11 protein-coding genes are annotated in these 13338 nt (G+C 71.6%); all 11 read left to right on the top strand.

Features of this window, described 5'->3' with window-relative positions:
- The 11 genes from AB0C99_RS07610 (at position 1) to AB0C99_RS07560 (ending at position 13208) form a co-directional block, all read left to right on the top strand.
- Positions 1 to 834 carry a hypothetical protein gene (locus AB0C99_RS07610; protein ID WP_362470806.1) on the top strand — a complete coding sequence of 278 codons (834 nt, stop codon included), beginning with the start codon at positions 1 to 3 and terminating at the stop codon, positions 832 to 834.
- A gap of 109 nt (positions 835 to 943) precedes the next feature.
- Positions 944 to 2980, top strand: a complete 2037-nt coding sequence (gene uvrC, locus AB0C99_RS07605; RefSeq protein WP_362470804.1) for an excinuclease ABC subunit UvrC — start codon at positions 944 to 946, stop codon at positions 2978 to 2980.
- Entirely contained in the window at positions 2977 to 3966 is a 990-nt protein-coding gene (rapZ, locus tag AB0C99_RS07600; protein WP_362470801.1) for an RNase adapter RapZ, read from the top strand. The genes uvrC and rapZ overlap by 4 nt, the downstream gene beginning before the upstream one ends.
- Entirely contained in the window at positions 3963 to 4991 is a 1029-nt protein-coding gene (gene yvcK / locus AB0C99_RS07595) for a uridine diphosphate-N-acetylglucosamine-binding protein YvcK (protein WP_362470798.1), read from the top strand. The genes rapZ and yvcK overlap by 4 nt, the downstream gene beginning before the upstream one ends.
- Positions 4982 to 5971: a DNA-binding protein WhiA gene (gene whiA, locus AB0C99_RS07590; protein ID WP_046911893.1), complete on the top strand. Its 990-nt coding sequence runs from the start codon at positions 4982 to 4984 to the stop codon at positions 5969 to 5971. The genes yvcK and whiA overlap by 10 nt, the downstream gene beginning before the upstream one ends.
- A gap of 167 nt (positions 5972 to 6138) precedes the next feature.
- A complete protein-coding gene (locus AB0C99_RS07585; protein ID WP_362470794.1) occupies positions 6139 to 9099 on the top strand; it encodes a M14 family zinc carboxypeptidase in 2961 nt (986 codons plus the stop codon).
- 252 nt (positions 9100 to 9351) lie between these two features.
- Positions 9352 to 10362, top strand: coding sequence for a type I glyceraldehyde-3-phosphate dehydrogenase (gap, locus tag AB0C99_RS07580; protein WP_362470791.1), 1011 nt, complete (start codon positions 9352 to 9354; stop codon positions 10360 to 10362).
- 106 nt (positions 10363 to 10468) lie between these two features.
- Entirely contained in the window at positions 10469 to 11680 is a 1212-nt protein-coding gene (locus tag AB0C99_RS07575; RefSeq protein ID WP_362470788.1) for a phosphoglycerate kinase, read from the top strand.
- A gap of 31 nt (positions 11681 to 11711) precedes the next feature.
- Entirely contained in the window at positions 11712 to 12467 is a 756-nt protein-coding gene (tpiA, locus tag AB0C99_RS07570; RefSeq protein WP_362471275.1) for a triose-phosphate isomerase, read from the top strand.
- Positions 12468 to 12564: 97 nt separating this feature from the next.
- On the top strand, positions 12565 to 12795 hold the full coding sequence (secG, locus tag AB0C99_RS07565; protein ID WP_362470785.1) for a preprotein translocase subunit SecG: 231 nt from the start codon (positions 12565 to 12567) through the stop codon (positions 12793 to 12795).
- Between the two features lie 77 nt (positions 12796 to 12872).
- On the top strand, positions 12873 to 13208 hold the full coding sequence (locus AB0C99_RS07560; protein ID WP_003976875.1) for an RNA polymerase-binding protein RbpA: 336 nt from the start codon (positions 12873 to 12875) through the stop codon (positions 13206 to 13208).
- The last annotated feature ends 130 nt before the right edge of the window (positions 13209 to 13338 follow it).

The raw sequence follows: 13338 nt of genomic DNA, 5'->3' as shown, positions 1-13338 counted from the left end.
ATGACCGCACGCACACGTGCCCTGGGCGCCGGCCTGCTCGCCGCCGCCGCCCTGACCGTCCTCGGCGCCGCCCCGGCCGGCGCGGCCCCGGCGCCGGTCCCGCCGACCGCGCCGACCCCCGAACAGGCGGCCGCCGCGCCGCAGACGCTGGACACGGTCGCCCGCTTCTTCGCCAGGGACGCGAAGGACGGCGCCGCGCTCGCCCGGACCGCGGCCGCCGCGCCCCGGATCGACGGCGCGTCCGTGCCGGTGCGGATCCTCTCGCCGGACTTCGTCGCCGGGAAGCCGGGCGCGCCCGTCGCCCGGGTGGAGTTCCGCGCGAGCAGGGCGGTCGCCGCCGACGGCCGGACCGCCTCGCTGTGGACCGTCCCGGCGGACGGCGGCTGGCGGGTCGTGAACATCGCCACCGGCGACGACGAGCTGCGCTACGCGGCACAGGGCGACCGGGCGCTGCCCGGCGGCCTCGTCTTCCGCGAGCCGCAGATCGACGCCTGGTACGTCCAGAAGGGCGCGAAGGTGCTCCCCCTGGACGAGGACGCGGTACGGGCGGTCGGGAAGAACGGGACCAGCCTCGCCGCGTACCGGGAGCGGGTCGTGAAGGCGTACGGGGACAAGCTGCCGGGGTCCGCGTACGCCAGGAAGGGCGCGGCGGGCGGCTTCGACACCGCCGCCCCCGCCTCCGCGACGGCCCCCGAGGCAGCCGAGGCCCCCGGGGCCGCCGACGGGTCCGCCGTGACCGCCGCGTCCACGGCGGCGGGCGCCGGGGCGGTGCTGGTCCTCGCCCTGGCCGGGACCGTCGCGATACGCAGGCGGCGCGCGTCCGGGGAGGTCTGAGGCCCGCCCGGCGGGGGCCCGTCCGGCGCCGGCGCGCCGGGCGGGCCCCCGCCCACGAGGAGGGCCGGGCACGGCCTGACTGTCGGTCCCCGCCAGTAGGGTGGGAACCATGGCCGACCCCTCCAGCTACCGCCCGAAGCCGGGACAGATCCCCGACTCGCCGGGGGTCTACAAATTCCGCGACGAGCACCGCCGGGTGATCTACGTCGGGAAGGCGAAGTCCCTGCGCCAGCGCCTGGCGAACTACTTCCAGCCCCTCGCGAGCCTGCACCCGCGCACGGCCACGATGGTGACCACGGCCGCGTCCGTGGAGTGGACGGTGGTGTCGACCGAGGTCGAGGCGCTCCAGCTGGAGTACACCTGGATCAAGGAGTTCGACCCCCGGTTCAACGTCAAGTACCGGGACGACAAGAGCTACCCCTACCTCGCCGTCACCCTGAACGAGGAGTATCCGCGCGTCCAGGTGATGCGCGGCCACAAGAAGAAGGGCGTGCGCTACTTCGGGCCGTACGGGCACGCCTGGGCGATCCGCGAGACCGTCGACCTGATGCTGCGGGTCTTCCCGGTGCGCACCTGCTCGGCCGGTGTCTTCCGCAACGCCGCCTCGGCCGGCCGGCCCTGCCTCCTCGGCTACATCGGCAAGTGCTCGGCCCCCTGCGTCGGCCGGGTCACCCCCGAGGAGCACCGCGAACTGGCCGAGGACTTCTGCGACTTCATGGCCGGCCGCACCGGCACGTATCTGCGCCGCCTGGAGAAGCAGATGACGATCGCGGCCGAGGACATGGAGTACGAGAAGGCCGCCCGGCTCCGCGACGACATAGGGGCCCTGCGCAAGGCCATGGAGAAGAGCGCGGTCGTCCTCGCCGACGCCACCGACGCCGACCTGATCGCCCTCGCCGAGGACGAGCTGGAGGCCGCCGTCCAGATCTTCCACGTGCGCGGCGGCCGGATCCGCGGCCAGCGCGGCTGGGTCACCGACAAGGTCGAGGCCGTCGACACCGCCGGGCTCGTCGAGCACGCCATCCAGCAGCTGTACGGCGAGGAGACCGGCGAGGGCGTCCCCAAGGAGGTGCTGGTCCCCGCGCTGCCGGACGACACGGACGCGGTCAGCGCCTGGCTCGCCGGGCGCCGCGGGTCCCAGGTCTCGCTGCGCGTCCCGCAGCGCGGCGACAAGAAGGACCTGATGGAGACCGTCGCGCGCAACGCGCAGCAGGCCCTCGTGCTGCACAAGACCAAGCGGGCCAGCGACCTCACCACCCGCTCGCGGGCCCTGGAGGAGATCGCCGACGCCCTGGACCTGGACTCGGCGCCGCTGCGCATCGAGTGCTTCGACATCTCGCACCTCCAGGGCGAGGACGTCGTGGCCTCCATGGTCGTCTTCGAGGACGGGCTGCCCCGCAAGGGGGAGTACCGCCGCTTCCAGATCAAGGGCTTCGAGGGCCAGGACGACGTCCGGTCCATGCACGAGGTGATCAGCCGCCGCTTCAAGCGCTACCTCGCAGAGAAGGAGAAGACCGGCGAGTGGGTCGACGGGGACGTCCCCGGGGGCGAGGACGCCCAAGGCCGGGCGTCCGGGGCCGAGGACACCGAGGGCCGGGCCGCCGAGGGCCGGGACGACGACGGGCGGCCCAAGCGCTTCGCGTACCCGCCGCAGCTCGTCGTGGTCGACGGCGGGCAGCCGCAGGTCGCGGCGGCCCGCCGGGCGCTGGACGAGCTCGGCATCGACGACATCGCCGTCTGCGGCCTCGCCAAGCGCCTGGAGGAGGTCTGGCTGCCCGGCGACGACGACCCGGTGGTGCTGCCCCGCTCCAGCGAGGGGCTGTACCTCCTCCAGCGGGTCCGTGACACGGCTCACGATTTCGCCATCCGCTACCAGCGGTCCAAGCGGAACAAGCGCATCAGGTCCAGCCCCCTGGACGCGGTCCCCGGCCTGGGGGAGACCCGCAAACAGGCACTCATCAAGCATTTCGGCTCGGTCAAACGCCTCCGGCAGGCGACAATCGAGCAGATCTGCGAGGTTCCCGGCATGGGCCGCAAGACGGCGGAGGCCGTGGCGGTGGCCCTCGCGACGGCGGCCCCGGCCGCGCCCGCCGTGAACACGGCAACAGGAGAGATCATGGAAGACGACGGGGGCACGACGGCATGACCACGCACGACCGGCACGACGAGCACGACCGGAACGACCAGCACAACGAGAACGAGTACGAAGACGGAGCGCCAGACATGGACACGGGCACCACCGAGCCCGCGGGCGACACCAGCGCCGACGCGGCCACCCCCGAACTGGTGATCATCTCCGGCATGTCCGGAGCCGGCCGGTCCACCGCGGCGAAGTGCCTGGAGGACCTCGGCTGGTTCGTCGTCGACAACCTGCCGCCCGCGCTGATCCCCACCATGGTGGAGCTCGGCGCCCGCTCGCAGGGCAACGTCGCCCGCATCGCCGTCGTCGTCGACGTCCGCGGCCGGCAGTTCTTCGACAACCTCCGCGACTCCCTCGCCGACCTCGACGCCAAGCAGGTCACCCGCCGGATCGTCTTCCTGGAGTCCTCCGACGACGCCCTGGTCCGCCGCTTCGAGTCGGTCCGCCGCCCGCACCCCCTCCAGGGCGACGGGCGCATCGTCGACGGCATCGCCGCCGAGCGCGACCTGCTGCGCGAGCTGCGCGGCGACGCCGACCTGGTGATCGACACCTCCAGCCTCAACGTGCACGAGCTGCGCGCCAAGATGGACGCCCAGTTCGCCGGCGACGAGGAGCCCGAGCTGCGGGCCACCGTCATGTCCTTCGGCTTCAAGTACGGCCTGCCCGTCGACGCCGACCTCGTCGTGGACATGCGCTTCCTGCCCAACCCGCACTGGGTCCCCGAGCTGCGCCCCTTCACCGGGCTCAACGAAGAGGTCGCCAACTACGTCTACAACCAGCCCGGCGCCAAGGAGTTCCTGGACCGCTACACCGAGCTGCTCCAGCTCATCGCCGCCGGCTACCGCCGCGAGGGCAAGCGGTACGTGACGATCGCCGTCGGCTGCACGGGCGGCAAGCACCGCTCCGTGGCCACCGCCGAGAAGCTGGCCGCCCGCATCGCCGCCGAGGGTGTCGAGACCGTCGTCGTCCACCGGGACATGGGGCGCGAGTGAGGCCGTCCAAGCGGCGTGCCTCCACCCTCTCGGTGCGGCGCACGCTCCGCAGGCGCGGCGCGCAGCCCAAGGTGGTCGCGCTCGGCGGCGGCATGGGGCTCTCCGCCTCGCTCGCCGCCCTGCGCCGCATCACCGGCGACCTGACCGCCGTCGTCACCGTCGCCGACGACGGGGGCTCCAGCGGCCGGCTCCGGGAGGAGCTCGGCGTGCTGCCCCCCGGAGACCTGCGCAAGGCGCTCGCCGCGCTCTGCGGCGACGACGACTGGGGCCAGACCTGGGCCCGGGTGATCCAGCACCGCTTCCAGTCCCAGGGCGAGATGCACGGCCACGCCGTGGGCAACCTGCTGATCGTCGCCCTGTGGGAGCAGCTCGGCGGCGACCCCGTCCAGGCCCTCGACCTGGTCGGCAAGCTGCTCGGCGCGCAGGGCCGGGTGCTCCCCATGTCCGCCGTGCCGCTGGAGCTCCAGGCCCTGGTCAAGGGCCACGACCCGGAGCGCCCGGGGGACGTGGACACCGTGCGCGGCCAGGCCACGGTGGCCCTCACCCCCGGCGAGGTGCAGTCCGTGCACCTGGTGCCGCACGACCCGCCGGCGGTGCCCGAGGCCGTCGAGGCGGTCCTGGACGCGGACTGGGTGGTGCTCGGCCCGGGGTCCTGGTTCTCCTCGGTGATCCCGCACCTGCTGGTGCCCGAGCTGCTCGACGCCCTGGTCGAGACCAAGGCCCGCCGGGTGCTCTCGCTGAACCTCGCGCCGCAGCCCGGAGAAACAGAGGGCTTCTCCCCGCAGCGTCATTTGGAGGTTTTGGCCCGACACGCCCCTAAACTCGCCCTGGACGTGGTGCTGGCCGACGAGGCCGCCGTGCCCGACCGCGAGTCCCTCGCCGACGCCGCCAAGCGGCTCGGCGCCGCGGTCGAGCTGGCGCCCGTGGCCAGGCCCGACGGTGCTCCGAAGCACGACCCGGAGCTGTTGGCCGCCGCGTACGACCGTATTTTTCGGATGCATGGAAGGATCGGCCCATGGCGATGACGGCAGCGGTGAAGGACGAGATCTCCCGGCTCCCCGTCACCCGGACCTGCTGCAGGAAGGCCGAGGTCTCGTCGATCCTTCGGTTCGCGGGCGGGCTGCACCTGGTGAGCGGCCGGATCGTGATCGAGGCGGAGCTGGACACCGCGATGGCGGCCCGCCGCCTCAAGCGGGACATCCTGGAGATCTTCGGCCACAGCTCGGAACTGATCGTGATGGCGCCCGGCGGACTGCGCCGGGGCTCGCGCTTCGTGGTGCGGGTGGTGGCGGGCGGCGACCAGCTGGCCCGGCAGACCGGCCTGGTGGACGGCCGCGGCCGGCCCATCCGGGGGCTGCCCCCGCAGGTCGTCTCCGGCGCCACCTGTGACGCCGAGGCGGCCTGGCGTGGCGCCTTCCTGGCGCACGGCTCGCTGACCGAGCCCGGCCGCTCCTCCTCCCTGGAGGTCACCTGCCCCGGCCCGGAGGCCGCCCTCGCCCTGGTCGGCGCGGCCCGCCGGCTCTCCATCGCGGCCAAGGCCCGCGAGGTGCGCGGGGTGGACCGGGTGGTCGTCCGCGACGGCGACGCCATCGGCGCCCTGCTGACCCGGCTCGGCGCGCACGAGTCGGTGCTGGCCTGGGAGGAGCGGCGGATGCGCCGCGAGGTCCGCGCCACCGCCAACCGGCTGGCCAACTTCGACGACGCCAACCTGCGCCGCTCGGCCCGCGCGGCCGTCGCCGCGGGCGCCCGGGTGCAGCGGGCCCTGGAGATCCTCGCCGACGAGGTGCCCGAGCACCTCGCCGCCGCGGGCCGGCTGCGCATGGAGCACAAGCAGGCGTCCCTGGAGGAGCTGGGCGCGCTCGCCGACCCGCCGCTGACCAAGGACGCGGTGGCCGGCCGGATCCGCCGGCTGCTCGCCATGGCCGACAAGCGGGCGCAGGACCTGGGCATCCCCGGGACCGAGTCCAACCTGACCGAGGAGCTGGACGACAGCCTGGTCGGCTGACCCGTTCGCTGAACGGCCGGTTCCGTTCAACTCCCTTCCGCCGGTGCCTTCCTGAGGCACCGGCGGCTTCCTTTCCGGCGCGCCGTCCGCACCCTTGACGAGGCCCGTGAGTCACCACGAGCCTGGCGTCTGTTCACTTTCGTGGCAGACAAGAGCAAGGGGGGCTTATGAGACGCAGAGTGAGAGCGGTGCTCGCCGCCGGTTCACTGCTGATCGCGGGACTGGCGGCGGCACCCGTCGCCGGGGCACAGCCGAACACCGACGGCACGACCCGGGGCGACGCACTCTCCGTATGGCGGGCCAAGGTGAGCAAGGACCAGGTGCCGCTGCTGCTCGACGCGGGCACCGACGCCCGGGAGCTGACCGAGCAGGTGCCCGCCAAGGGCTCCGCCACCGTGGAGCTCTACCTCACCGACGCCCAGGCCGGGAAGCTGCGCGGCGAGGGTGTCGAGATCACCGAGCACACCCTCTCCGCCCAGGCGGAGAAGCGGGTCGCGGGCGCCGGGGACGGCGTCTTCCGCCCGTACGGAGGCCCCGGCGGCCTCAAGCAGGAGATCATGGACACGGCCCGGTCCCACCCCGGGATCACCAAGGTCGTCTCCATCGGCAAGACGGTCCGGGGCCAGGACATCCTCGCCCTCAAGATCAGCAAGGGCGCCGCCAAGAGCAAGGACGGCTCGAAGCCCGCCACGCTCTACATGTCCAACCAGCACGCCCGCGAGTGGATCACCCCCGAGATGACCCGGCGGCTGATGCACTACTACCTCGACGGCTACGGCAAGGACACCCGGCTCACCAGGCTGGTGGACACCACCGAGCTGTGGTTCGTGCTCTCCGCCAACCCGGACGGCTACGACTTCACCCACGCCGACCCGGCCAACCGCCAGTGGCGCAAGAACCTGCGGGACAACGACGGCGACGGGCGCATCGACTCCGGCGACGGCGTCGACCTCAACCGCAACTTCGCCTACAAGTGGGGCTACGACGACGAGGGCTCCTCGCCCGACCTGGCCGACGAGACCTACCGCGGTCCCAGCGCCGGCTCCGAGCCCGAGACCCGCGCCGTCGACGCCTTCGAGAAGCGCATCGGCTTCCAGTACGGCATCAACTACCACTCCGCCGCCCAGCTGCTGCTCTACGGGGTCGGCTGGCAGGTCGCCACCGACACCCCCGACGACATCGCCCTCAAGGCGCTCGCCGGCACCCCGCAGAACTCCGCGGTCCCCGGCTACCGCCCGCAGGTCTCCTCCGAGCTCTACATCACCAACGGCGAGGCCGACGGACACGCGGCGAACGTCAACGGGATGCAGATGTTCACCCCGGAGATGTCGACCTGCGCCACCGCCTCCCGCGTCGACCCGAACGACGCCTGGGACCCGGCGGACTGCGCCTCCGTCTTCACCTTCCCGGACGACGAGAAGCTGATCCAGGCCGAGTTCGCGAAGAACATCCCCTTCGCGCTCGCCGTCGCCGAGACCTCCGCCCACCCGGACCGGCCCGTCTCCCCGGTCGGCATCGAGGCCCCCGACTTCACCCCGGACGCCTTCGCCGTCTCCTACGCCGCCCGCGGCCAGGACCAGGAGCTCGCCGTCACGGCCCGCAAGTCGCTGCGCGCCAAGACCCTGAACTACCGGATCAACGGCGGCCGCACCCACCGCGAGGGCCTGGAGCCCTGGAAGGGCGGCGAGACCTTCGGCGGCGAGGACAACCTCTACTTCGACCAGTACCGCGCCGAGGTCGAGGGCACGAAGCCGGGCGACCGGGTCGAGGTCTGGTACACCGCCCGCACCCGCGAGGGCAAGGCCACCGCGTCCGCCCCGTTCACGTACACCGTGGCCGAACGCCCCCGCGGCGACGTCCTCGTCCTCGCCGAGGAGGGCGGCACCACGGCCGCCCGCAACGCCGGTCTGTACGTGCAGGCGCTCGCCGCCCAGGGCCGCCGCGCCGCCGTCTGGGACGTCGCCACCCAGGGCACCCCGCACCCCCTCGGCGTCCTGAGCCACTTCCGCTCCGTCGTCTGGTACACCGGCGCCGAGGAGCCCTCCGGCGGCTCGGTCCTCGCCGTCCGCGCCTACCTCAACGAGGGCGGCAAGCTGGTCAACGCGGGCGAGAAGTCCGGTGGCCAGGTCACCATCGGCCGCGCCCAGTCCAACGACTTCGCCCAGTACTACCTCGGCGCCTACCGCAGGGCCGGGCTCAACGGCCCGGCCTCCTTCGCCGGGACCGGCCGCCTCGGCGGCGCGGGCGCGCCCCTCGGCGCGGCGGCGGGCAACCCGCTCGACAACGCGGGCGCCTACACCGTCACCTCCGACACCCTGAAGCCCAAGCTCTTCCCGCAGTTCGCCAGCAGCGCCTCGGCCGGCGACTACCCGGGCCTGCGCACCCCCTTCGAGCCGTACGAGGGCACCCGCTTCGCGGCGCTGCGCCACTCGGACAACACCTGGGGGAGGCTCGCGCGGACCGTCGACCTGACCGGGGTCACGGCCGCCGAGGCGCCGAACCTGACCTTCCAGGTCAGCTACGACACCGAGCCGGGCTACGACAACCTGATCGTCGAGGCCCGCACCGTCGGCCAGGACGACTGGACCACCCTGCCCGACGCCAACGGCGGCACCTCCGCCGAGCCGCCCGCCGACTGCGGCGAGGGCTACTACGTGCGCGGCCACCCCTTCCTCGGCCACTACCTCACGGTCGGGCAGGACGGCTGCGCGGCGACCGGCACCACCGGCGCCTGGAACGCCTTCACGGGCCCGTCCAACGGCTGGCGGCAGGCGAAGGTGGACCTGAGCGCCTACGCGGGCAAGCGGGTCGAGCTGGCGATCTCGTACGTCTCCGACCCCGGCACCGGCGAGATGGGCGCCTTCGTCGACGACCTCCGGCTGAACGCGGGGGCCGCCTCCGACGCGGAGGGATTCGAGAACGGGACCGGGAAGTGGTCCGTACCGGGTCCGCCGGCCGGCAGCCCCGGCAACGGAACCGACTGGGCCGTTTCGGCGGCGCTCTTCCACTCGCAGGCGGCCGTCACCACCCGTGACACCGTGCTCTTCGGTTTCGGCCTGGAACACGTCCCGAATGCGGCGGATCGGGCGGCTCTGCTCGGAAAGGCCCTTAATTCGCTCCGACGCTGATCCGGGCGCTCAGTCGAGCACTCTCGTCGGTGACTCTCCGTAGTGGGGGCGAAGGTCCCGCGACAGCCCTTACCTCTTGGGAGGTAAGGGCTGTCGGCCTTTTTCCGGCTGTTCCGAGGCCCGGACGGCCCCACTGGATGTCACTCTCGGCCGCTCGGAGAGGTAGGGTCGTAAGCGGTCGGGGACATCCCAAAAGAGAAGCTCGCCGGGCGGCGAAGAGCACCCGGCGTCACCTAACGAGGAGATCGGTTCGTGACGATCCGCGTAGGCATCAACGGCTTTGGCCGTATCGGTCGCAACTACTTCCGCGCGCTCCTTGAGCAGGGTGCCGACATCGAGATCGTGGCTGTCAACGACCTGGGTGACACCGCGACCACGGCCCACCTGCTGAAGTACGACACCATCCTGGGCCGCCTCAAGGCCGAGGTGACCCACACCGCCGACACCATCACGGTGGACGGCCACACCATCAAGGTGCTCTCCGAGCGCAACCCGGCCGACATCCCCTGGGGTGAGCTGGGCGTCGACATCGTCATCGAGTCGACCGGCATCTTCACCAAGAAGGCCGACGCCGAGAAGCACATCGCCGGTGGCGCGAAGAAGGTCCTCATCTCGGCTCCGGCCAGCGACGAGGACATCACCATCGTCATGGGCGTCAACCAGGACCAGTACGACGCGGCCAACCACCACGTCATCTCGAACGCGTCCTGCACCACCAACTGTGTGGCGCCGATGGCCAAGGTTCTCGACGAGAACTTCGGCATCGTCAAGGGCCTGATGACCACGGTCCACGCGTACACCAACGACCAGCGCATCCTGGACTTCCCGCACAAGGACCTCCGCCGCGCCCGCGCCGCCGCCGAGAACATCATCCCGACCACGACGGGCGCCGCCAAGGCCACCGCCCTGGTCCTCCCGCAGCTCAAGGGCAAGCTGGACGGCATCGCCATGCGCGTCCCGGTCCCGACCGGCTCCGCCACCGACCTCGTCGTGACCCTCGACCGTGAGGTCACGAAGGACGAGGTCAACGCGGCCTTCAAGAAGGCGTCCGAGGACGGCTCGCTGAAGGGCATCCTGTACTACACCGAGGACCCGATCGTCTCCTCGGACATCGTCAGCGACCCGGCGTCCTGCACCTTCGACTCCCTCATGACGATGGTCCAGGAAGGCAACACGGTCAAGATCCTCGGCTGGTACGACAACGAGTGGGGCTACTCCAACCGTCTCGTCGACCTCACCGTCTTCGTCGGCGGCCAGCTCTAAACTTCAGGGCGGGTTTTCGATGTGAGCAGGGCTCGGGCAGCGCGAAGACGCGCTGTACGGGCCCTGTTCGTGTGCTCCACCGCGTACCAAGGGAGTCAGTGAACAGATGAAGACGATCGACGAGCTTCTCGCCGAGGGCGTCTCCGGCAAGCGGGTGTTCGTCCGCGCCGACCTCAACGTGCCGCTCGACGGCACCGCCATCACCGACGACGGCCGCATCCGTGCCGTCGTCCCCACCGTCAAGGCGCTGGCCGACGCGGGTGCCCGCGTCGTCGTCGCCTCGCACCTGGGCCGCCCCAAGGGCGCCCCGGACCCGGCCTTCTCGCTCGCCCCGGCCGCCGCGCGGCTCGGCGAGCTGCTCGGCGCCGATGTCGCCTTCGCGACCGACACCGTTGGCCCCTCCGCCAAGGAGACCGTCGCGGGCCTGACCGACGGCAAGGTGGCCGTCGTCGAGAACCTGCGCTTCAACGCGGGCGAGACCGCCAAGGACGACGCCGAGCGCGGCGCCTTCGCGGACCAGCTCGCCGAGCTCGCCGACCTGTACGTCGGCGACGGCTTCGGCGCGGTGCACCGCAAGCACGCCTCGGTCTTCGACCTCCCCGCCCGCCTGCCGCACGCGGCCGGCTACCTCATCGCCACCGAGGTCGGCGTCCTCAAGAAGCTCACCGAGGACGTCAAGCGGCCCTACACCGTGATCCTCGGCGGCGCCAAGGTCTCCGACAAGCTCGCCGTCATCGACGAGCTGCTCGGCAAGGCCGACCGGCTGCTGATCGGCGGCGGCATGGCCTACACCTTCCTCAAGGCCAAGGGCTACGAGGTCGGCATCTCCCTCCTCCAGGAGGACCAGATCCCGAAGGTCACGGAGTACATGGAGCGCGCCGCCAAGTCCGGCGTCGAGCTCGTCCTCCCGGTCGACGTCCTGGTCTCCACGGACTTCCCCGACCTGAAGACCAAGGCCCCGGCCGACTTCGAGACGGTGGACGCGGACAAGATCCCCGCGGACAAGGAGGGCCTGGACATCGGCCCGAAGACCCGCGAGCTGTTCGCCTCGAAGATCGTCGACGCCGAGACCGTGTTCTGGAACGGCCCGGTCGGCGTCGCCGAGCACCCCGACTACGCGGGCGGCACCGCCGCCATCGCGCAGGCCCTGCTCGACAGCGAGGGCTTCACCGTGGTCGGCGGCGGCGACTCCGCCGCGGCCGTCCGCAACCTGGGCTTCGACGAGACGAAGTTCGGCCACATCTCGACCGGCGGCGGCGCCTCCCTCGAATACCTTGAGGGCAAGACGCTTCCCGGCCTCGCCGCACTGGAGGACTGACCCTTTCATGAGCAACACCCGCACCCCGCTGATGGCGGGCAACTGGAAGATGAACCTCAACCACCTTGAGGCCATCGCGCACGTCCAGAAGCTGGCCTTCGCCCTCACCGAGAAGGACCTCGACGCCGTGGAGGTCGCGGTCCTCGCGCCCTTCACCGACCTGCGTTCCGTGCAGACCCTGGTCGACGGCGACAAGCTGAAGATCAAGTACGGCGCCCAGGACATCTCGGCGCACGAGTCCGGTGCCTACACCGGCGAGATCTCCGGCCTCATGCTGTCGAAGCTGAAGTGCTCCTTCGTGGCTGTCGGCCACTCGGAGCGCCGTCAGTACCACGGCGAGTCCGACGAGCTCTGCAACGCCAAGGTGAAGGCCGCCTTCGCGCACGGGATCACCCCGATCCTCTGCGTCGGCGAGGAGCTGGAGGTCCGTGAGGCCGGCAACGCCGTGCCGCACACCCTGGCCCAGGTCGAGGGCGGCCTGAAGGGTCTCCCGGCCGAGCAGGCCGAGACCATCGTGATCGCGTACGAGCCCGTCTGGGCCATCGGCACCGGCAAGGTCTGCGGCGCCGACGACGCGCAGGAGGTCTGCGCGGCGATCCGAGGCAAGCTCGCCGAGCTGTACTCGCAGGACGTGGCCGACAAGATCCGCATCCAGTACGGCGGGTCCGTCAAGGGCTCGAACGTCGCGGAGATCATGGCCAAGGCCGACATCGACGGCGCGCTGGTCGGCGGTGCCTCGCTGGACGCCGACGAGTTCGTCAAGATCGTGCGCTTCCGCGACCAGTGAGTATGCGGTAGCGGAGATACGTCGTACCCTTGCGGGGGTCGGGCAGGTGCCCGGCCCCCGTCCGTATAAGTCCGAGGAAGTTGGTCCAGCCGTGGTTATGGGGTTCTCGATCGCCCTGATCGTCTTCAGCGGGCTGCTGATGCTGCTCGTGCTGATGCACAAGGGAAAGGGCGGCGGTCTCTCCGACATGTTCGGTGGCGGCATGCAGTCCTCCGTCGGCGGCTCCTCGGTCGCCGAGCGCAACCTCGACCGCATCACCGTCGTGGTCGGTCTGCTCTGGTTCGCCTCCATTGTCGTGCTCGGCCTGCTGATGAAGATGGACGGGTAACTCCAATCACTGGACGCGCGTTGGGCCTTACGTAGACTGGGGCATCTTCGAGCACCATCACGCAGGGAGTTACGACCGTGGCAAGTGGCAACGCGATCCGGGGAAGCCGGGTCGGAGCGGGGCCGATGGGCGAGGCCGAGCGGGGCGAGTCCGCGCCCCGTCTCCGCATCTCCTTCTGGTGCTCGAACGGGCACGAGACCCAGCCGAGCTTCGCCAGTGACGCACAGGTCCCGGAGACCTGGGACTGCCCGCGCTGCGGCTTCCCGGCCGGCCAGGACCGGGACAACCCGCCGGACCCGCCGCGCACCGAGCCGTACAAGACGCACCTCGCGTACGTACGCGAGCGGCGCAGCGACGCGGACGGCGAGGCGATCCTCGCGGAGGCGCTCGCCAAGCTGCGCGGCGAGATCTGAGCACGACGTGACGACATGACATACGGGCCCCGGCCGCGCGGACGCGCGGCCACGGCCCCGAACCGGGTGATGAAACGAGGACCGCGGCGTCGTGAGCCGCGTTAGACACAGGGAAGGCGGCAGAAAAGAC

Origin of the sequence: Streptomyces sp. NPDC048659, from assembly GCF_040650575.1 — a bacterium.
In the GTDB taxonomy this organism is placed as follows: Bacteria; Actinomycetota; Actinomycetes; order Streptomycetales; family Streptomycetaceae; genus Streptomyces.
This window is presented reverse-complemented; position numbering and strand designations above follow the sequence as displayed.